The organism is Kitasatospora sp. NPDC036934 (assembly GCF_055608425.1).
Genome location: NZ_JBVJQR010000029.1, coordinates 1 through 19,702, shown reverse-complemented (window position 1 = coordinate 19,702; position 19,702 = coordinate 1). Strand labels below are relative to the sequence as shown.

Here is a 19,702-nt window from a genome sequence, read left to right as displayed (position 1 = left end):
GACGGCCGCTCAGTGGTGGACGGGGATCCGCGGCGCGGGGGCCACGTCCACGGCCGGGCGGTGGCCGCGGCGCTCCAGGGCGGCGGACCAGACGGCCAGGACCAGCGCCGCCGCCGCGAGCAGGGCGCCGACCCAGTTGGGGGCGGTGTAGCCGAGGCCGGCGGAGATGACCAGGCCGCCGAGCCAGGCCGCGAGGGCGTTGCCGAGGTTGAACGCGCCGATGTTGACGGCCGAGGCGAGGGTCGGGGCGCCGTGGGCCTGGTCGAGGACGCGCTTCTGCAGCGGGGGGACGGTGGCGAAGCCGAGGGCGCCGACCAGCAGGACCGTCACGGCGGCGGCGATCTTGTCGTGCGCGGTGAGGGTGAACAGGGCCAGCACCACCGCCAGGCCGCCCAGCGTCCCGTACAGCAGGGGCATCAGCTTGCGGTCGGCGAACTTCCCGCCGAGCAGGTTGCCGAGGAACATCCCGGCGCCGAACAGGACCAGCAGCCAGGTGACGGCGCCGTCGGAGTAGCCGGCGACGTGGGTCATCATCGGGGCGATGTAGGTGATCGCGGCGAAGACCCCGCCGAAGCCGAGGACGGTCATCGCCATCGCCAGCAGCACCTGGGGGTTGCGGAACGCCGTCAACTCGCCGCGCAGGTGGGTGCCTTCGGGGCGGGGCATGGCCGGGACGAGCTTGGCGATGCCGAGCAGGCCGAGCAGGCCCAGTGCCGCGACGCCGACGAACGTGGTGCGCCAGCCGACGGCCTGGCCGATGTAGGTGCCCAGCGGGACGCCGACGATGTTGGCGACGGTCAGCCCGGTGAACATGGTGGCGATGGCGCCGGCCTTCTTGTCCGGGGCGACGAGTTCGGCGGCCACCACCGAGCCGATGCCGAAGAACGCTCCGTGGGCCAGTGAGGTCACGATCCGCCCGACGAGCATCAGCGGGAGGCTCGGCGCGACGGCGGACAGCAGGTTGCCGACCACGAACAGGCCCATCAGCAGCATGAGCATCGTCTTGCGGCTGATCCTGGTGCCCAGCACGGTCATCAGCGGGGCGCCGATGACCACGCCGAGCGCGTAGCCGGTGACCAGCAGGCCGGCGGTGGGGACGGACACACCGTAGTCACCCGCGATCTGGGGCAGCAGACCCATGATCACGAACTCGGTGGTCCCGATCCCGAAGGCCCCGATGGCCAGGGCGAGGAGTGCGAGAGGCATGGCGCGACCCTTCATAGGATGACTTCAGCGGCTTACAGGCCTCCACAATAGTTGCAGTCGCCTCATACTTGCAAACGCAATGTTTGCAGTCGCCAGAGACCCGCGCCCGCGCAATTGCCCGCGCCACTGCCACTGCCCCTGCTGCCACCACCATCGCCGTTCAAGATCGTCGATGTTCACCCCGGCAGCACGGGACCCGCCACGGACAGCAAAAAGCGAGGAGTCCAGGGACTCCTCGCCACTGCCAAGGTACCGCGCGCGGGGGGCCTTGCGGCAAGGCCCCCCTCAGGGCGCACAATCGTCGCCCGAGGCCGGAACCTGGCGATTTGCGCCGTTCACACCGTACGCGCGCCGGTGTCCGATGTAGCGGCCTCGTCCGACACTCTCGTTCGACACCCACCGGGGGATGTTCCGATGATCGATGTGATCGTGGTCGGCGGCGGGCCGACCGGCCTGATGCTGGCGATCGAACTGCGGCTCCAGGGCGTGGAGGTGGTGGTCCTGGAGCGGCTGACCGAGCCGACCCGGGAGTCCCGCGGCCAGGGCCTGCACGTGCGCAGCGTGGAGATGATGGACCAGCGGGGACTGCTGGAGCGGTTCCTCGAAGTGGGCGGCCGGTTCCGGATCGGCGGCTTCTTCGGCCACATCCACAAGCCGTGGCCGGAGACCATGGACACCGCCCACGACTACGGCCTGAGCATCGAGCAGCCGGTCACCGAGCGGCTGCTCCAGGAGTACGCGCTGGAACTCGGCGCCGAGATCCGGCGCGGCCGGGAGGTGACCGGGCTCGACCAGGACGAGGACGGGGTGAGCGTCGAGCTGGCCGACGGCAGCCGGCTGCGCTCGCGCTACCTGGTGGGCTGCGACGGCGGCCGGAGCACGGTGCGCCGGCAGCTCGGCATCGACTTCCCCGGCGAGCCCTCCCGGGTCGACACCCTGCTCGGCGAACTGTCGCTGGCCGCGGAACCGGAGGTGATCGAGGCCGTGGTCACCGAGGTCCGCCGGGGCGAGCTGCGCTTCGGGGCCGTCCCCCGCGGCGAGGGGGTCTACCGCATGGTCGTGCCCGCCGCGGACGTCCGCGAGGAGCGCGGCGACGCGCCCACCCTGGAGGAGTTCCGGCAGCAGCTGCGCGCCACGGCCGGCACCGACTTCGGCGCCCACTCGCCCAGCTGGCTGTCCCGCTTCGGCGACGCCACCCGGCAGGCCGAGCGCTACCGGGCCGGCCGGGCGTTCCTGGCCGGCGATGCGGCGCACATCCATCCGCCCACCGGCGGCCAGGGCCTCAACATCGGCATCCAGGACGCCTACAACCTCGGCTGGAAGCTCGCCGCCGCCGTTCAAGGCCGGTCCCCCGAAGGCCTGTTGGACAGCTACCACGCCGAACGCCACCCGATCGGCGCGCAGGTGCTGGCCAACACCCGGGCCCAGATGACGTTGCTGGGCTCCGAGCCCGGCGCCGTCGCACTGCGGGAGCTGCTCTCCACCCTGATGGACTTCGAGGAGGTGAACCGGTACGTCACGGAGATGGTCTTCGGGGTCGGGGTCCGCTACGACCTGGGCGAGGGCCCCGAGCTGCTCGGCCGGCGGTTGCGGGACGTCCGACTGAAGCAGGGGCGCCTGTACGAACTGATGCGCGGTGGCAGGGCGTTGCTGCTCGACTCCACCGGCGGCCTCTCGGTGGCGGGCTGGGCCGACCGCGTCGACCATGTCGCCGACCCCGTCGAGGAGTTGGACGCGCCGGCGGTGCTGCTGCGGCCCGACGGCTACGCCGCCTGGGTCGGCGAGGACCAGGCGAGCCTGGACGACGCGCTCACCCGGTGGTTCGGCCCCGCCACGGCCTGAGCCGCTCAACTCCCCTGCGGCGGGCCCGAGTCGATCCGCAGCAGGGTGTGCTGCACCGTACCGTCCGGCTGGTACACGGTGCGGTACAGGTATGGATGGTCCGAGCCGGGGAGCAGCACGACGCCCTCCTCGACCAGCGGCCGCTGGTCGGCGATGGCCCGGAGCCTGCGGTCGGCGTCGTCGGGGAACTCCGGTTCCCGGGGGCGTCGGTGGCGTCCGGTCACGGCCTGTCCACCCGTCCTTCCGGTGGGTCTGGGCGCCGACGTGCCCCGCCCGCCCGGGTGTCCGGGCGGGCGGGGCGTTCGGCGGCTGGTGCCGGGGGTCGCCGGGCTCTACGCCGAGGCGACCTGGATCATCGCGAACGGGGCGCCCTGCGGGTCGGCGACCACCGCCATCCGGCCGGCCATCATGTCGAAGGGCGGGGCGAGGACGGTGCCGCCGCTGCGGACCACGACGTCGACGGAGGAGTCCGCGTCGTCGACCGCGAAGTAGGTGAGCCAGTGCGCGGGGGTGCCGGGCGGGTCGTTGCTGAGCAGCGTGGCCCCGCCGACCGGGCGGCCGCCGATCTTCAGCTCCCAGTACTCGATGTCGCCCTCCACCCGCTCGACCTCGATGCCGAAGGCCTCCCCGTAGAAGGCGGTGGCGCCCTTGATGTCGCTGGTGTGCAGCTCGTTCCAGGTCAGCGCGGCGGGCTCGTTGACCACCTGGGCCCCGGAGAAGTCCACTGCCTGCCAGACGCCGAAGACCGCGCCCTGCGGGTCCGCGGCGATCAGCATCCGACCGAGGCTGCCGACGTCCATCACCGGGACGAGCAGGGTGCCGCCCGCCGCGACGACGGCGTCCTGGGTGGCCTGGGCGTCGGTGCTGGCCAGGTAGCTGGTCCACACGGTGGGCGGCTCCGGCATGCCCTCCGGGGCCATCGCCGGGCCGATGCCGGCCGCGGCCTTTCCGTCGAGCTGGCAGACGGCGTAGCCGCCGAACTCGGCCGGGCCGGGCTGTCCCTGCCAGCCGAACAGGTCGCGGTAGAAGTCCAGCGCGGCCTGCTGGTCCTTCGCCATCAGATCGACCCAGCACGGGGTGCCGGTCACGTACGGGGTGGTGACTTCGGGCATGGTCGCTCTTTCGCTCGTGCGGTCCCCCGCCAGTCACCCTCCCGTCCCGCCCAGGGATCCGCCACCCGACACGCCGACCGCCAGGCCTCACCCGTCCGGCTCAACGGAGCCGTCGGGCAGCCCCACAGGGGCCTCCGACCACGGGGTTTGACCGCGGCCGCTCATTGTTGTGACGCTAGGTCAATCAGCGTGCACCGTTTGGCTCCCGAGGGGGGACCGTGGACGAACTGCTCCGTATCCAGGTGACCGACGCCGACCGGGGCGCCACCGCCTCCCTGCTGGCCTGGCTCCGGGCGGAGGACGGGCTTCGCGGCCGCGTCGAACTGACGGCCGAGCCGCCTCTGCCCGGTTCGCTGGGCACCCTCACCGACGTGCTCACCGTCGCCGTCGGGGCGGGCGGGGCCCTGTCCGGCCTGACCAGCGCGCTGATCGCGTGGATCCGGCGGCGGGCCGGAGAGACGGTGGTCCGGGTGACCCGCGCGGACGGCAGCTCGATCGAACTGCGGGCGACCGCCGTGCACGGCCTCGATCCGGACGGCGTCGCGGCGCTCGTCCGCGAGGTGGGCGAGTCGCTCGCCGACCGCCCCGGTCCCGCCGCCGTCCTGCCGTCGGACGGCGATGAGTGACCCCGGGTCGATGACTGACGCCCGGTTGCCGAGTGACACCGGGTTGACGGCTGCCCCCGGGCCGATGACCGACCCCGGCTCACCGCTGCGGCTCCCCGGTGCCCGGGCGCTGATCATCGGCACCGGCCGACACGTCGCCGGTTCCGTACTGCCCGAGGTCCCGGCCGCCGCCGCGACGGTCCGCGCGCTCGCACGCGAGCTGGTCGACCGCTGCGGCCTCGCCCCCGACCGGGTCCGCACCGTGATCGACCCGGAGGACCCGGTCGCACTCGGGGAGGAGCTGACCACCGCCGCCGAGTCGGCGGACTCCGTCCTGCTGGTGTACTACGTCGGCCACGGCCTGGTCGGCGAGGACAACGAGCTGTACCTGGCGACCCGCGTCACCGACCACCTCACCCGCGGCCTCGCCTACAAGGGCCTGCGCTACGCCACCCTGCGCGAGACCCTGGCCCGCTCCCGGGCCCGCTCGGTGGTCCTGGTGCTGGACTGCTGCTTCTCCGGCCGGGCCGTGCCGGTCGGCGGCGCCGGCCGCACCTTCGAGTCCGCCTGTCCGGGCGGCGGCTTCGTCCTGGCCTCGGCCGCCCCGGAGGAGCTCGCCCTGGCCCCGCCCGGCGCGCCGTACACCGCCTTCAGCGGGGAGCTGCTGCGCCTGCTCCGCGAGGGTGACCCGGTCGGGCCGCCGCAGCTGACCCTGGACGACGCGCACCGGGCGCTGTCCCGAACGCTGCGGGAGCGCGGCTTCCCGCAGCCGCGCCGCCAGGCCGAGGGGCGGGTCGGCGAGCTGGTGCTGGCCCCCAACCCTGCCTACCAGCCGCCGGACGTGCCGGGTGCGGGCCCCGGGGCGGGCCCCTGCCCGTACCGGGGCCTGGACCCGTACGGCGCGGAGGACGCCCAGTACTTCTTCGGCCGCGAGGAGCTGACCGCCGCGCTGGTCGCCCGGGTGACCACGCGGCTCACCGAGGGCGGGCCGCTCGTGGTCGTCGGCCCCTCCGGCGCCGGCAAGTCCTCGCTGCTGCGAGCCGGACTGCTGCCCGCCCTGGACCACGCGCTGCCCGAGGCGCTGCGGCCCGCGCGCTGGCCGCGCCTGGTGGTCACTCCGGGCGAGAGTCCGGTCGCCCGGCTTGCCCGTGCGCTGGCCGAGCTGGACGGCGGCGTTCCCGACGACATCCGGGACGACCTCGCGGCGGAGCCCGGGTCGATCGTCGACCGCCTGCCCGCCGACGGTTCGCGCCTGGTCCTGGTGGTGGACCAGTTCGAGGAGCTGTTCACCTCCTGCAGCGACGAGCGGGAGCGGGAGGTCTTCGTCGCGGCCCTCGCCGCCGCCTGCGCCCGGGGACCGGCGGACGCCGACCCTCGCGCGGTGGTGCTGCTGGGGCTGCGCGCCGACTTCTACGGGCACTGCGCGGCCCACCCGGCGCTGGCCGAGGCGCTGCAGAAGGGTCAGCTGCTGGTCGGCCCGATGCGGACCGGGGAGCTGCGGGACGCCGTCGAGAAACCGGCCGTGCTGGCCGGGCTGCGCCTGGAGCCGGGGTTGGTCGACCTGCTGCTGCGCGACCTGCGCACCGGCGGCAGGGACGGCACCGGCGGCAGCGACGGCACCAGCGGCAGGGACGGCACCAGCGGCACCGACGCCACCGGCGGCAGCGACGGAGGCAGCAGACCGCGCAGCGCCGGGGCCGCCCTGCCACTGCTGTCGTACGCGCTGCTGGCGACCTGGCAGAAGCGCTCGGGCCGACTGCTCACCATGGCCGGCTACCAGGCCTCGGGCGGCATCTGGGGCGCCGTCGCGCAGACCGCCCAGGCCACCTACGACGGCCTCGACGCCGAGGCGCAGCGGGCCGCCCGGCAGCTCCTGCTGCGGATGGTGCACGTGGTCGACGGCGCGGAGGACACCCGCCGCAGCGTCCCCCGGGAGGAACTGGGCCTCGACCGGGACCCGGCCGCCCGGACGGCGCTGGACGCGCTGGTCGCCGCCCGGCTGGTCGTCATCGACGACCACCACGCCGAACTGGCCCACGAGGCGGTGCTGCGCGCCTGGCAGCAGCTGCGCGACTGGATCGAGCACGACCGGGCCGGTCTACTGGTCCGCCAGCGGCTGCACGACGCGGCGGAGGCCTGGGAGCGGGACGAGCGCGACGAGGGGGCGCTGTACCGGGGCGTCCGGCTGGCCGCCGCGCTCCAGTGGATCGAGGAGTCCGCCGAACGGCACGGGACCACTGCGGTGGCACGGGAGTTCGTGGCCGCCGGCCAGGCCCGGCAGGCCGCCGAACGGCGCGCCGACCGGCGGCGCACCACCCGGCTGCGGGCCCTGTCCGGCACCCTGGCGGTGCTGCTGGTGGTGGCGGTCGCCGGGGTCGGCGCGGCGGTCCGGCAGAACCGGATCGCCGACGAGCAGCGCGACACCCTCGCCTCCAAGGTCGGCGCCCAGGCGGCCGCCAAGGTCCGGTCCGTCGATCCGACCCTGGCGCTGAAGATCGCCCTGGCGGCGCGGCAGCTCGCGGACACCCCGGAGGCGCGCAGCAGCCTGCTGGACTCGGGGTTGGCGCCGTACTACACGCCGGTCGACGAACAGGCCGGGCCCGTCAAGCGGCTCGCCCACAGTGCCGAACGGCACTTGCTGGCCGGCGCGACCGCCGATCACGGCGTCCGGATCTGGGACGTCTCGGACCCACGCCGGGTGACGCTCCGGTCCGAGATCCGGCCGGGCGGCGACGGTACCGGTCTGGCGCTCAGCCGGGACGGCCGGCTGCTCGCGGCCCAGGACTCGCCCGACTCGGTACGGCTCTGGAACCTCACCGACCCCGCCCACCCGGAGGGCCTCGCCACCCTGCCCGGCGCCTCCGGCACCCTGGTCCTCAGCCCGGACGGGCACACGCTGGCCGCTCTCGACCGGGCCGGGTCCACGCTCTGGGACGTCACCGACCCCCGGCACCCGGTCCGCACCGCCGCCTTGCCCACCAATACCGCCACCCCGCAGTCCGGCGCGATCAGTTCGGACGGCCGCCTGCTCGCCCTGGTGCACGAGGAGTCCGAGAATTCCACCTCGGTCCAGCTCTGGAACGTCACGGACCTGTCCGAACCGTCGCTCAGCGCCACGATCGCCGACAGTCACGCACTCGCCGTGGCCTTCCGCCCGGGCGAGTCCCAGCTTGCGATCGGGACCAACGGCAGTGGCGTGGGGCTGTGGGACACCGGTGATCCGGCCAAGCCCGCACCGGTCACCGCACCCGGCTCCGACAGCCCAGTCGCGGTGAGGATCGCCGAGTCCCAGACCGTGGCGGCCCTCGGCTTCTCACCGAACGGCCGGACCCTGGCGCTCGGGGCCTCGGTCGACAACGGCCCCCGGCGCAGCCACCTGGAGGCCGTGGACATCGGCGATCCGCGTCACCCGGTCCGAACCTCCAGCTACCCCACCCCCGGGGCCGTGTACGCCGTCGTGGTCAGCGACGGCGCTTCCTCCCTGCTCAGCACGGGCGCCGAAGCGCAGCTCCGGAGCTGGCACCCGGCACCGGCCGCGATCCTCTCCGGCACCGGCTACGACGGGAACTTCACCCGGGACGGCCGTACCCTCGCCTGGGCCCTGGAACCGCGCTCCGACCCGCGCGACCCGGCCTCCCAGGAGTACCGGCTCTGGCGCACCGGCGGGCCCTACGACCCGCACCCCGCAGGGACGTTCACCGTCCTGAACGGCGGAGTCGTCCGCCCGGTCAACGGTCGCACCCTGCTCGCGTTCAGCGACGTCGGTGCCCCGCAGCTCTGGGACGTCACAGACCCGGACCACCCCCGGCGCGGCGGCACCCTCGACGAACTCGCCGATTACGTCGAGCACACCGGCGCCCTCGTCACCTTCACCGGCGACCTGGCCATCGGCGACGGGCTGGTGGTGACCAACGGGCGGGACGGCCGGATCCACGTCTGGGACGTCGGCGATCCGAGCGCCCCCAAGGAGCTCTCCACCGTCGACTCCCCGCAACCGCCCGGGGAACTGCACCTCGTCAACCGCAAGTTGGTGTCGCTGGACCGGCTGAGCACCCACCGGATGAGCATCTGGAGCCTCGCCGACCCCCGGCACCCGGCCACCCTCCCGCCGGTCGGCCTCGGCACCAACGCCGTACTGGAGGCGAACGCCGATGACCTGCTCGTACTCGGCCTGGCCAAGGTCCCGGACACCAACCCGAAGACCGTCCAGCTGTGGGACCTCCACGACCCCGCCCACCCCGACCACGGCACGCTCCCCGAGGACATCGTCAACGACATCGCGCTCAGCCACGACGGGCGCACCCTCGCGCTGTCCACCGACCGGACCGTCAACCTGTGGGACATCAGCGACATCCACCACCCGGTGCCGACCGGTTCCGTCGCCGCCGAGCGACAGTACGGCCTCCAGTTCAGCCGCGACGACCGGCGGCTCGTCGGCAAGACCAGGACTCCGGACACCTCCGACCCCGACGCCGGGCAGATCCACCTCTGGCAGGTGGCGGATCCCCACGCGCCGAGCGAGCTCGGCGTGCTGACCGCCCCACACAGCGTCTACACGATCGGCTTCAGCCCCGACGGGAGCAGCCTGATCGCCGGCCTGGCCGGCGGGAGCGCCGACCCGAGCAGGGTCCTGCTCATCGACCCCGACATCGACCGCCTCACCCGGCGCCTCTGCGACGCGGTCGGCGCCCCCATCACCCCCGACCAGTGGCGCCAGTACTTCCCCGGCACCCCGTACGACCCGCCCTGCCGCTGACCACCCGCCGACCGGCCACCGGCCCCACTCCGCGCATCCGAACACCCCCCGGGCTCGTTGGTCCTGACGCGGCGCGGGCCGGTGTGCGCTCCGGCCCGCCCGGGCGAACGGGATCCGAGCGAGGAGTGCGACATGGGGCGAATCACCCGGCGGGGCTTCGTGACGGGCGCCGCGGGAGCGCTCAGCGGGCTGGTCCCGCCCGGCCCGGCGTTCGGGGCCGGCCCGGGCGGGCCACGGCGGCAGGCCGTCCCGTCCGGGGCCGAACACCGCGACGGGGAACGAGACGGGGCACGGGACTTCCGCGGTGTGTGGCTGGCGACCGTGGCCAACCGGGACTGGCCCTCCCGGCCCGGGCTCTCCGCCGGCGCCCAGCGCGCCGAACTCCTCGCCCGTCTCGACCAGGCGGTGGAACGGCGGCTCACCGCGGTGCTGTTCCAGGTCCGCCCGACCGCGGACGCGCTGTGGCCCTCCCCGTACGAGCCCTGGTCGGCCTGGCTCACCGGGGTGCAGGGTCAGGACCCCGGCTGGGACCCCTTGGGCACCGCCGTCAGCGAGGCGCACCGGCGGGGTCTGGAACTGCACGCCTGGTTCAACCCGTACCGGGTCGCCACCCACGCGGATCCGTCCCGGCTGGTCCCGACCCACCCCGCCCGCGTCCACCCCGACTGGGTGGTGACCTACGGCGGGAAGCTCCACTACGACCCGGGCCTGCCCGAGGTCCGCCGCTTCGTCCAGGACGCCATGCTCGACGCCGTACACCGCTACGACCTCGACGGCGTCCACTTCGACGACTACTTCTACCCGTACCCGGTGGCCACCGAGCGCTTCGACGACGACGCGGCGTACGCCCGGTACGGGACCGGATTCCCGGACCGCGACGCGTGGCGGCGCGACAACATCGACCTCCTGGTGCGGGAGACGGCCGAGCGGATCAAGGAGATCGACGGCCGGGTGCGGTTCGGGATCAGCCCGTTCGGGGTGTGGCGCAACCAGGCTGCCGACGGACGCGGCTCGGCGACCACGGCGGGCGTGCAGGCCTACGACGACCTGCACGCCGACACCCGCAGGTGGGTGCGCGAGGGCTGGCTCGACTACCTCTGCCCGCAGCTGTACTGGCACATCGGCTTCGCCGCCGCCGACTACGCCGTCCTGGTGCCCTGGTGGGACGAGGTGGCCCGGGGCACCGGCGTCGACCTGTACCTCGGCGAGGCGGTGTACAAGGCCGGCGATCCGGCCCAGCCCGCCGCCTGGCAGGACCCGGCCGAACTGTCCCGCCACCTGACACTGGCCCGGCGCTCGCCCTCCGTCCGCGGCCACTGCTTCTTCGCGGCGAGGGACGTCGCCGAGGACCGCATCGGTGCGATGGCACGGGTCGTCGCCGACCACTACCGGCCGGAAGCCCGCTGAGCCTGTCCGGCTCCCGCATTCCGGCGCAGGGCGCCGAGTTCGCAGGGTCCACGGTGCGCAGCAGGACCGATGAGAGGACGTGGGTGCGATGGAACCGACCATCCTGGCGGTCCCCGACTGCCCGAACGCGCCGCTGCCTTGGAAGCGGCTCGACGAACACGCCCTGAACCGGGTGCCGGCCCCGGCCCGTTTCATCAACGGCCCGGCCGGGTGCCGCCCCGGCGTTGATCCTGTGTTGATCGGGATGTGGGAGCGTACGGGCACCACCGGGGGCCGGTGGACAACTTGCAGAGAGGCGCATTCGGATGGCCGAGCACCGCAGCAGCACCCGCATCGCGACCCGACTCGCCTCGGTGGCGGTGGCCGTGGGGCTGGTCCTCCTGCCGCAGGTCGGCGCGTCGGCGCAGGCCGCGCAGCCGCAGGCGGGTACGCACCAGGCCGCCGGGAGCGCGACCGGATCGGGTGGCAAGCCGCGGATCGACGAGTGGAACGGCACCGGTGCCTGGTGCGTCAGCTGCGTGAAGCCCAAGCAGCGGTAGCCGTGGGGCTCACTCCTCGGCGGGCAGGGTGACCAGCTCGCCGAGGAGGGTGGCGACATCGGCGGCGTCCGGGAGGCCGAGGCCTTCGAGGATGGCGTGCGCCTCGTGCAGGCGCTCCCGGGAGGCGGCCGGGCGTCCGAGTTCGGCGAGGGAGCGGCCGAGGACGACCAGTGCGTACCCCTCGTCCCGGCGGGCACCGATCTCCACGGTGATCGCCAGGGCCGCCTCCGCCTCCTCGGCCGCCTGCTCCGGTCGGCTCAGCGCCAGCAGGGATTCGGCGAGGCGCACGCCCGCCAGTGCCTCCCGATCGCGGCGGCCCGCGGCGGCGGCCACCGCCCGGCACTCCCGGCAGCGGTCGGCGGCCTCCTGGTAGCGGCCGAGGCCGTGCAGGGCGAGGCCGAGGACGTAGAGGGTGTACGCGGTGCCGACGGTGTCGCCGAGCGCCCGGACCTCGGGCAGGACCAGCTCGCAGGTGTCGGCGGCCTCCTCGGCCCGGCCGTGCCGGACCTTGGCGAGCGCGGCGTTGACGGTGCTGGTCACCGCGCCCGAGCGGTGGCCCAGTGCGCGGGCGAGTTCGACCGACTCCTCGAAGCGGCGGATCGCCTCCTCGTTGCGGCGCAGCGTCTGGGCGATCAGGCCGAGGTCGTTGAGCACCTGGCGCAGGATGACGGTGTCCCCGGCCGCGCGGCTGGCCCGCTCGGCGAGTTCCGCCTCGGCGCGGGCCTCGTCCAGCCGGGTGGCGGCGAGGGCGAGTCCGCAGCGCAGGAACCGGGCCCGGCCTTCGGCGAAGCGGTCGCCGCCGGTGGTGGCGGCGCCGACCAGGGCGGTCACCGCCGCTTCCAGTCGGTCGCCGAGCTCGCCGGAGCCGAAGGGACTGAGGGCGATCAACAGGTCGATCACCGGACGGAGTTCGGTGTCCGGGCCGGCCTCGTCGGCGATCCGCCCGGCCAGCGCGATGGCGCCGGGGCTCTCCGCCCGGACCCACTCCCGGGCGGCCGCGAGGTCCCGCAGCACCGGGCCGGTGTCCTGCCGCCCCTCGGCGGCGGGGCCGCCGAGCGCGCCGGCCACCGGGTCGCCGGGCACCGCGAGCTGGAACGCCGTACGGGCGCCGGCCAGCAGGTGGCCGAGCAGCCGGGCGCGGGCCGCCCGCTCCTCCTCGGGGCCGTCGGAGCCATCGGAACCTCCGGGGCCGTCAAGGCTACCCACGCCCGCGGTTCGGGAGCTGCGGGAGCTGCGGGAGCTGCGGGAGGTGGAACGGGCGAAGCCGCGGAGCAGGTCGTGGAAGCGGTACCGCCCGGCGCTGAGCGAGTCCAGCATCGCGGCGTCGACCAGGGATTCCAGCAGCTCCTCGGCCTGCTCCGCCGGGCGGTCGAGCAGTGCCGCGGCGGTGTCCAGGCCGAGGTCGGGGCCCTCGCCCCAGGCGGCCAGCCGGAAGGCCCGGGCCTGGTCGGGGGTCAGCTGCCGGTAGCCGAGTTCGAAGGCCGCGCCGACGGCCAGGTCCCCCGTCCGCAGCTCGTCGATCCGGCGCTGTTCGTCGGCGAGCCGCTCGGCGAGGCTGGCGATGGTCCAGCGCGGGCGCGCGGCCAGCCGGGCGGCGGTGATGCGGACGGCGAGCGGCAGGTAGCCGCAGGCGGCGGCGAGGTCCAGGGCGGCCTGCGGCTCGGCGTCCAGGCGGGGCCGGCCGATCACCCGGCCGAGCAGCTCGACGGCTTCCTCGGGGGTGAAGACCTCCAGGTCCAGGTGGACGACGGCGGGCAGGCTGCTGGGGCGGGTGCGGCTGGTGACCAGCGCGGCGCAATCGGGCGAGCCGGGCAGCAGGGGGCGGATCTGCGCGGTGTCCCGGGCGTTGTCCAGGACGACCAGCAGGCGCCGACCGTCGGTGAGCGAGCGGAACAGCGCCGTGCGGTCGGCGGTGCTGTCGGGGACGGCCTCGGGCCGGGTACCGAGCGCGGCCAGGAAGGCGGCGAGTACGTCGGCGGGACTGGCCGGGAGGGCGTCGGCTCCGCGAAGGTCGGCGTACAGCTCGCCGTCGGGGAAGGCGCTGCGGGCGCCGTGGGCGGCGCGCACGGCCAGCGCCGTCTTGCCGACGCCGCCCATACCGACCACCGACACCACCGGCAGGGCGTCCCGGGCGGGGGCGGTGAGGGCGGCCCGGATGGTCTCCACCTGGACCGATCGGCCGATGAAGTCTCCTGGTGCGGGCGGGAGTTGGGCCGGTCGCGGCGCACCGGAGACAGCGGCCGCGGGTGGCGCGGGCGGACCGGGGGCCTCGTCGGCCGCCACCACGGCCACCTGCGGCTCCACGGAGGCCTCCACGGAGGCCTCCACGGACTCCTCCCCGCTCAGGATCCGCCGGTGCAGTTCGGTGAGCTCCGGCCCCGGCTCGACACCCAGTTGCTCCACCAACACGTCGCGCACCCGCCGGAACGCCGCCAGCGCGTCGGCCAGCCGGCCGCTGCGGCTCAGCGCCCGCATCAGCAGGCCGTGCGGTCGCTCGCGCAGCGGGTGCTCGGTGGTCAGCGCGGTCAGCTCGGGGACGCAGCGCGCCGCCCGGCCGAGCATCAGGTCCAGGGCGAGGCGTTCCTCCAGCAGGGTGAGCCGTAGCTCCCCGAGCCGGTCGCGCTGACGCTGGGCGTACGGGCCGGGGATCCCGGCGAGTGGCTCGCCCTGCCACAACTCCAGTGCCTCGTTGAGCAGTTCACGCGCCCGTGCGGGCCGACCGGCCGCCACCTCGGCCTCGGCGTAGGCCGCCAGCCGTTCGGCCCGCTGGGCGTCCACCGCCCCGGGGGGCAGCACCAGCCGATAGCCGTCGCCGAGCGAGACCAGGACGGCCGGCGTGCCGTGGCCCGGTTCCAGCAGTTTGCGCAGCCGCCAGGCGTAGGTGCGCACGGTGGTGGTCGCGGCCTGTGGCGGTTCGTCGCCCCAGAGCGCCTCGATCAAGTCTGCCGCACCGGCGGCCCCGCCCGGGCGCAGCAACAGGACCGCGAGCATCGCCTGCTGCTGCGGGCTGCCGAGCCGCAGCGCCTCGCCGTCGCGCCGCCCGCGCATCGGCCCCAGCAGCGAGAAGCCGAGCCCCGCGAGTCCCTCGACCACGCCGTGTCCCCCCGTTCGGCCGCGGGTCACGCGGCCGTTGATCTTCATTCGTTCGGTGCACAGAGTAGGCGCTGAAAAAGCCCGGTGCCGAGCCCCGGGCGGTGGCCACGGGCACACGGCACGGCCGCGTTGATCGGTCGTCGATCGAAGCCGGGCGCGCGTTGACCTTCGGTCGATCGGGTGTTGATCGGTCGCGCCTAGTGTTCCTGGCGTCAGGAGGCCATTGAGCCTGCGGAACAACGGCCGGCGGCCCGGCTGCTTCTTCTGACGACAACACACTGGATCCCGTTGAAACGATGGTTGGCCATGAACGACATCCTCGAGCTCGATGTCCTGGAGATCAGCGCCCCGGCCCAGGAGGAGACCGAGGCGCAGCACGCGGCCGCCAGCGGCTCCTGGCCGTTCTCCTGCAACTCGACCCGCAACTCGCGCTGCTGCGAGTGACCCCGAGTACCCGGTGCGGCGGCCCATTCCCCCCGGCCGCCGCACCGGCCCCCACCGCTTCCCCTCCGCCCCCGTAGGAGCCCGCCGTGCCGGACACGCCGATCTTCGCCTGCAGCGAGGTCGCCCTGCTGCGGGCCGCCGTCCGACCGGCCCGCTCCCTGCCCGAACACCCCTCCCCGCAGGACACCGACCCCGCCGCACAGGACAGCGACCCCGCCCCGCAGGACACCGACCTCGACCAGCTGCGCGCCGCACTCCGCGACGGGCTCCTGCGCGAGGCCGTCGCCGTTTCCAGCCCCTCGCTCAGTCGGGTGCTCGACCTGGTCGAGGCGGGGATGCCGATCCGTCCCAAGCAACAGCGCAAGGCGGCCCGGGCGCTCACCCGCTACCGGTTGCGGATGTCCGACCGGGCCACCCCGTTCGGCCTGATGGCCGGGGTCGCCACCGCCCGCTTCGCCGACCGGCCCGCCGTGCGCTGGGGCGGGCGGCCGCGCAAGTCCGCCCGGCCCGACCAGCAGTGGCTGACCGGGCTGGTCACTGCGCTGGAGCACGAGTTGCCGGTGCTGCGCGGGCTGCGGGTGACCGCCAACGACCTGTGCCGGGTGCGCGACGACCGGCTGGTGCTGCCCTACCTCCCGGTGCCGGGCGCCGAGCAGCGCACGGCCGGGCGGGAGCTGTCGATCCGCCACACCGCGGCGATCCGCACCGTGCTGGCGCACGCCGCCGAGCCGCTGCCCTGGACGGAGCTGCACCGCGCCGTGCTGGCCGCCCACCCGCAGGTCGAGGCCGCGGCGGTGGACTGGCTGCTCGGCGAACTGGTCCGCACCCAGATCCTGCTGACCGACCTGCTGCCGCCGGCCGCCGAGCCGGATCCGGTCGGGCACCTGCTGGCCCGGCTGCCCGACCTCCCGGCCAAGGCCGAACTGCGCGCAGTGCAGGCCGACTTGGCCGCGTACCAGGGCACCGCCCCCGGTGCTGGACTGACCCGCTGGCGGGCCCTGACCGAGCGGATGCACCGGCTGCACCCGGCCGAGCGGCTGGTGCAGGTCGACCTCGGTCTCGACGTCGAGGTGCGGCTGCCGTCCGCCGTCCGCCGGGAGGTCGAGCGGGCCGCGGAGGCCCTGTGGGCGGTCTCGGCGGGGCGGCCGGGCCCGGCGCACCTGCGGCAGTACCACGAGGACTTCCTGGAGCGGTACGGCCTGGGCCGCGCCGTGCCGCTGCTCGAACTGCTCGACCCCGAACGCGGCCTGGGCGCGCCCGCCGGCTACCGGCTGCCGCGCAGCACCCGGGCACTGCGGCCCGGCGAGCCCGCCGACCCGCGCGACCAACTGCTGCTGGCCCTCGCCCAGCGCGCCGCGGCCGACGGTGAGCGCGAACTGGTGCTCGACGCCGCGCTGCTGGCCCGGCTCAGCGGCAGCACCGGCACCGCGCCGCCCTCCCTGGACCTGCTGGCCGAGCTGCGGGCAGCCTCTCAGGAGGCGCTCGCGGCAGGCGAGTTCACCCTGGTGGTGAGCGGCATCGGCGCCACCGCCGGGGCGATGGCGGGCCGCTTCGCCGCGGTCCTGGGCGAGGCCGGCCGACCGCTGACCGAGACGGTGCGCACCCTGCCCACCGACAACCCTGAGGCCGTCCGCGCCCAGCTGGCCTTCCGCACCCCGCGCGCCCACACCGGCAACGTGGCCCGGGTACCGCAGCTGGTGCCGTACGCCATCACGCTCGCCCAGTTCGCCGACCGGACGGACCCGGCCGTCCTCGGCATCGACGACCTCGCGGTGGTCGCCGACCACGACCGGCTCGCGGTCGTCTCCCGCCGACTCGGCCGGGAGGTGGTGCCGACGCTGCCGCACATGCTGGCCACCGACGTCCACGCGCCCAACGCCGCCCGGCTGCTGGACGAGCTCTCCCGCAGCGGCGCCGGCAGCTGGCCGCGCTGGCGCTGGGGCGCCGCCGACACGCTGCCCTTCCTGCCCCGGGTGCGGTACGGGCGCACCGTACTCAGCCCGGCCCGCTGGCTCCCCGAGGAGCCCGCGCTGCGCGACGCCGCCGTGCCGTACCGGCAGTGGTGCGCGCGGCTGGCGGAGTGGCGGCGGCGCTGGCGGGTGCCGCGCGTGGTGCGGAGCGTCAGCGAGGACCAGCGGATCACCCTCGACCTGGCGGACGACCGCCACCGGGAACTGCTGCACCACGCCTGGACCACCTCCGCCGACGGCCACCTCCAGGAGGTGCCGCCGGAGCCGACCGGCTGGCTCGGCGAGGACGGCCGCAGCAACGAGCTGGCGTTCCCGCTGATCCGCCGCTCCCCCGGGACGGCCCGCACCCCGGCCGTGGCCCCGCCCCGACGCCGCACGGTGCACGGCCCCGGCTCCTCACCCTGGCTGTACGCCAAGCTGTACTGCTCCACCGCCCGGCAGGACGAACTGCTCGACCGGCAGCTGCCCCAACTGCTGGCGGAGCTACCGGCGGCGGTCGACCGCTGGTTCTTCATCCGCTACCTCGACCCCCGGCCGCACCTGCGGCTGCGCTTCCACGGCGACCCGACCGCGCTCTGCGCCGAACTGCTGCCCGCCCTCGGCGCCTGGGCCGACCGACTGGCCACCGCCGGCCTCGCCGAGCGACTCGTCCTGGACGGCTACGAACCCGAACTGGAACGCTACGGCGGCCCGGCGGCGATGGCGGCCGCCGAGCGGGTCTTCGCGGCGGACAGCCGCTCCTGCCTGGTCCAGCTGCGACTGCTGCGCGAACGCCGCCTGGATATCGATCCGTTGACCCTGGTGGCGGCCAACTACGTCGACGTGGCCCACCACTTCGGCGACCTCGGACTGCTGACCCGGCTCCACCGAGCCACCGAACGGCACCAACTGCTGTCGGCCGTACGGGAACAGGCGCGCGCCCTGATCGACCCCAGCGGCCTCTGGACCACACTCGGCCGACTGCCCGGCGGCAGCGAGCTGCTCGCTTCCTGGGACGAACGGGCGGCCGCCGTGGCCGCCTACCGCACCCGCCTCGACGAACGCTGGAGCAGCACCGACACCGCACTCGGCGCGCTGCTGCACATGCACCACAACCGGCTGATCGGGGTGGACCGCACCGGCGAGGAACGCTCGCTCGCGCTGGCCCGGCGCACCGTCCGGGCGTACCACGGGCGGCTGGCCGCGCTCGGCGAGGCCGGACCGGCACCCGGCCCGGCCGAAGCGGTACTCGGCGCGGCCGAGGCGATCGGATGAGCCCGTCCACCGACCGGGCCGCCACTGCCGCCACCGCCACCGCCACCGCCACCGCCACCGCCGAGCGAACCGCCGAGCGAACCGCCGACCCCGCAGGAGCGGCCGCATGAGCCCGCCCACCCACCACGCCGACACCATCACCCCGCTGCGCGAACGCGCCGCCACCGCCGTCGCTGCCACTGCCTCCCGGCTCGCCGACCCCGACCGGGTGGCCGCCGCGCTCGCCGCCACCGGCCGCCGGTGGGAGCCGAACGGCCTGGCCGGCGGCGCCCCCGGCATCGCCCTGCTCTACGCCGAACTCGCCCGCTACGACGACACGTTCCGCAACACGGCGCACACCTGGCTCGCCCTCGCCGCCCGCTCGGCCCGGACCGCCGCACCCGGTACCGGGCTGTACGACGCGGTGCCCGCGCTCTGCTTCGCCCTGCGGCGAGCGGCCTCCGGCCCGCAGGACTACCGGGCGGCCCGAGCCCACCTGCGCGGCGAGACCGCCGTCCTGGCCGGCCGGCTGGCCCGGCGCGAGCGGCAGCGGATCGCCGACGGCACGGACCACCCCGCGCTGGAGTCCTACGACCTGATCTCCGGCCTGGCCGGGCTCGGCGCCGTCCTGCTCGACCAGGACCGCCCGGCCACGGAGGAGGCCCTGCGCGGCCTGGTGGCGCTCACCGAACCGCGGGCCGGACTGCCCGGCTGGTGGGTCGCCCAGGACGTCCACCGCCACCGCGCCGTCACCCCCGGACTGGGCCACGCCAACGTCGGGCTCGCACACGGCGCCCCGGGCCCGTTGGCGCTGCTCGTCCTGGCCTGGCGGCAGGGGGTGCGGGTGCCGGGGCAGGCCGAGGCGATCACCCGGCTGGCCGAGTGGCTGCTCGGCGAGGTCCGGACGGACCGGGCCGGGCCCTGGTGGCCGTCCACCGTGGAGCTGACGCCCGGAACAGCGCGGGAACCCGGCCGCCCGTCCTGGTGCTACGGCACCCCCGGCATCGCCCGCGCCCTCCAGCTCGCCGGCCTCGCACTCGACGTCCCCTCCTGGTGCCGCACCGCCGAGGAGGCGCTGCTGGCCGCCCTGGACCGCAGCGGCGAGGCCCTCACCGACGCCGGGCTCTGCCACGGCTGGGCCGGACTGCTGCAGTGCAGCTGGCGGATCGCCCAGGACGGCACCGACCGCCGAACAGCCGAGCGACTCCCCGCCATCGCCGCCCGAATGCTCCAACTCACGGACTCGGAAGGCCCGTTCGGCTTCGTCGGGCCCCCGACCAGGAACGGCTGGACGGACGACCCGGCCGGCTTCCTCACCGGCGCCGCCGGAGCCGCCCTCGCCCTGCACACCTTCGCCACCGACCGCGCCCCCGCCACCTGCTGGGACCGGGCCCTACTGCTCGCCTGACAGTGAGGATGTGACGTGATGATGTTGCCGGTGGGTCTGACCCTCCGCCTGACTGACGTCTCGACTGTCCTGTTTGGGATTTGTCGG

At 75.0% G+C, this 19,702-nt stretch carries 12 protein-coding genes; 8 read left to right on the top strand and 4 right to left on the bottom strand.

What is annotated here, in order from left to right:
- Window positions 1-9: 9 nt before the first annotated feature.
- Window positions 10-1,206: an MFS transporter gene (locus ACZ7BZ_RS31680; protein ID WP_470361332.1), complete on the bottom strand. Its 1,197-nt coding sequence runs from the start codon at window positions 1,204-1,206 to the stop codon at window positions 10-12.
- 414 nt (window positions 1,207-1,620) lie between these two features.
- Between ACZ7BZ_RS31680 and rox the strand changes: the two genes are divergently transcribed.
- Window positions 1,621-3,048, top strand: a complete 1,428-nt coding sequence (rox, locus tag ACZ7BZ_RS31675; RefSeq protein ID WP_470361331.1) for a rifampin monooxygenase — start codon at window positions 1,621-1,623, stop codon at window positions 3,046-3,048.
- A 5-nt stretch (window positions 3,049-3,053) separates the two neighbouring features.
- Here rox and ACZ7BZ_RS31670 read toward each other — a convergent pair whose 3' ends face one another.
- Both ACZ7BZ_RS31670 and ACZ7BZ_RS31665 read right to left on the bottom strand, forming a co-directional pair.
- Window positions 3,054-3,272: a hypothetical protein gene (locus ACZ7BZ_RS31670; RefSeq protein ID WP_470361330.1), complete on the bottom strand. Its 219-nt coding sequence runs from the start codon at window positions 3,270-3,272 to the stop codon at window positions 3,054-3,056.
- Window positions 3,273-3,380: 108 nt separating this feature from the next.
- Entirely contained in the window at window positions 3,381-4,160 is a 780-nt protein-coding gene (locus ACZ7BZ_RS31665) for a VOC family protein (protein WP_470361329.1), read from the bottom strand.
- Window positions 4,161-4,378: 218 nt separating this feature from the next.
- Here ACZ7BZ_RS31665 and ACZ7BZ_RS31660 point away from each other — a divergent pair, with 218 nt between their 5' ends.
- The 4 genes from ACZ7BZ_RS31660 (at window position 4,379) to ACZ7BZ_RS31645 (ending at window position 11,467) form a co-directional block, all read left to right on the top strand.
- On the top strand, window positions 4,379-4,786 hold the full coding sequence (locus ACZ7BZ_RS31660) for an effector-associated constant component EACC1 (RefSeq protein ID WP_470361328.1): 408 nt from the start codon (window positions 4,379-4,381) through the stop codon (window positions 4,784-4,786).
- Window positions 4,787-4,850: 64 nt separating this feature from the next.
- Window positions 4,851-9,521, top strand: coding sequence for a caspase, EACC1-associated type (locus tag ACZ7BZ_RS31655; protein ID WP_470361327.1), 4,671 nt, complete (start codon window positions 4,851-4,853; stop codon window positions 9,519-9,521).
- Window positions 9,522-9,653: 132 nt separating this feature from the next.
- Window positions 9,654-10,928, top strand: a complete 1,275-nt coding sequence (locus tag ACZ7BZ_RS31650; RefSeq protein WP_470361326.1) for a glycoside hydrolase family 10-like protein — start codon at window positions 9,654-9,656, stop codon at window positions 10,926-10,928.
- Between the two features lie 305 nt (window positions 10,929-11,233).
- Window positions 11,234-11,467, top strand: coding sequence for a hypothetical protein (locus tag ACZ7BZ_RS31645; RefSeq protein WP_470361325.1), 234 nt, complete (start codon window positions 11,234-11,236; stop codon window positions 11,465-11,467).
- A 9-nt stretch (window positions 11,468-11,476) separates the two neighbouring features.
- Here the strand turns inward: ACZ7BZ_RS31645 and ACZ7BZ_RS31640 are convergent, their stop codons facing one another.
- The gene (locus ACZ7BZ_RS31640; protein ID WP_470361324.1) at window positions 11,477-14,560 is read right to left on the bottom strand and encodes an AfsR/SARP family transcriptional regulator; all 3,084 of its coding nucleotides are present in this window, start codon (window positions 14,558-14,560) and stop codon (window positions 11,477-11,479) included.
- A gap of 306 nt (window positions 14,561-14,866) precedes the next feature.
- Between ACZ7BZ_RS31640 and ACZ7BZ_RS31635 the strand changes: the two genes are divergently transcribed.
- The 3 genes from ACZ7BZ_RS31635 to ACZ7BZ_RS31625 all read left to right on the top strand — a co-directional run bounded on the left by ACZ7BZ_RS31635 (window position 14,867) and on the right by ACZ7BZ_RS31625 (window position 19,615).
- A complete protein-coding gene (locus ACZ7BZ_RS31635; RefSeq protein WP_470361323.1) occupies window positions 14,867-15,004 on the top strand; it encodes a hypothetical protein in 138 nt (45 codons plus the stop codon).
- Window positions 15,005-15,090: 86 nt separating this feature from the next.
- Window positions 15,091-18,228, top strand: coding sequence for a lantibiotic dehydratase (locus tag ACZ7BZ_RS31630; protein WP_470361322.1), 3,138 nt, complete (start codon window positions 15,091-15,093; stop codon window positions 18,226-18,228).
- A 106-nt stretch (window positions 18,229-18,334) separates the two neighbouring features.
- A complete protein-coding gene (locus ACZ7BZ_RS31625; protein ID WP_470361321.1) occupies window positions 18,335-19,615 on the top strand; it encodes a lanthionine synthetase C family protein in 1,281 nt (426 codons plus the stop codon).
- Window positions 19,616-19,702 lie beyond the last annotated feature (87 nt).

What these genes read in the sequence shown, in the direction of transcription:
- ACZ7BZ_RS31680 (WP_470361332.1), bottom strand. Translation starts at nt 1,206, where the DNA reads ATGCCTCTCGCACTCCTCGCCCTGGCCATCGGGGCCTTCGGGATCGGG.
- rox (WP_470361331.1), top strand. Translation starts at nt 1,621, where the DNA reads ATGATCGATGTGATCGTGGTCGGCGGCGGGCCGACCGGCCTGATGCTG.
- ACZ7BZ_RS31665 (WP_470361329.1), bottom strand. Translation starts at nt 4,160, where the DNA reads ATGCCCGAAGTCACCACCCCGTACGTGACCGGCACCCCGTGCTGGGTC.
- ACZ7BZ_RS31655 (WP_470361327.1), top strand. Translation starts at nt 4,851, where the DNA reads ATGACCGACCCCGGCTCACCGCTGCGGCTCCCCGGTGCCCGGGCGCTG.
- ACZ7BZ_RS31650 (WP_470361326.1), top strand. Translation starts at nt 9,654, where the DNA reads ATGGGGCGAATCACCCGGCGGGGCTTCGTGACGGGCGCCGCGGGAGCG.
- ACZ7BZ_RS31645 (WP_470361325.1), top strand. Translation starts at nt 11,234, where the DNA reads ATGGCCGAGCACCGCAGCAGCACCCGCATCGCGACCCGACTCGCCTCG.
- ACZ7BZ_RS31635 (WP_470361323.1), top strand. Translation starts at nt 14,867, where the DNA reads ATGAACGACATCCTCGAGCTCGATGTCCTGGAGATCAGCGCCCCGGCC.
- ACZ7BZ_RS31625 (WP_470361321.1), top strand. Translation starts at nt 18,335, where the DNA reads ATGAGCCCGCCCACCCACCACGCCGACACCATCACCCCGCTGCGCGAA.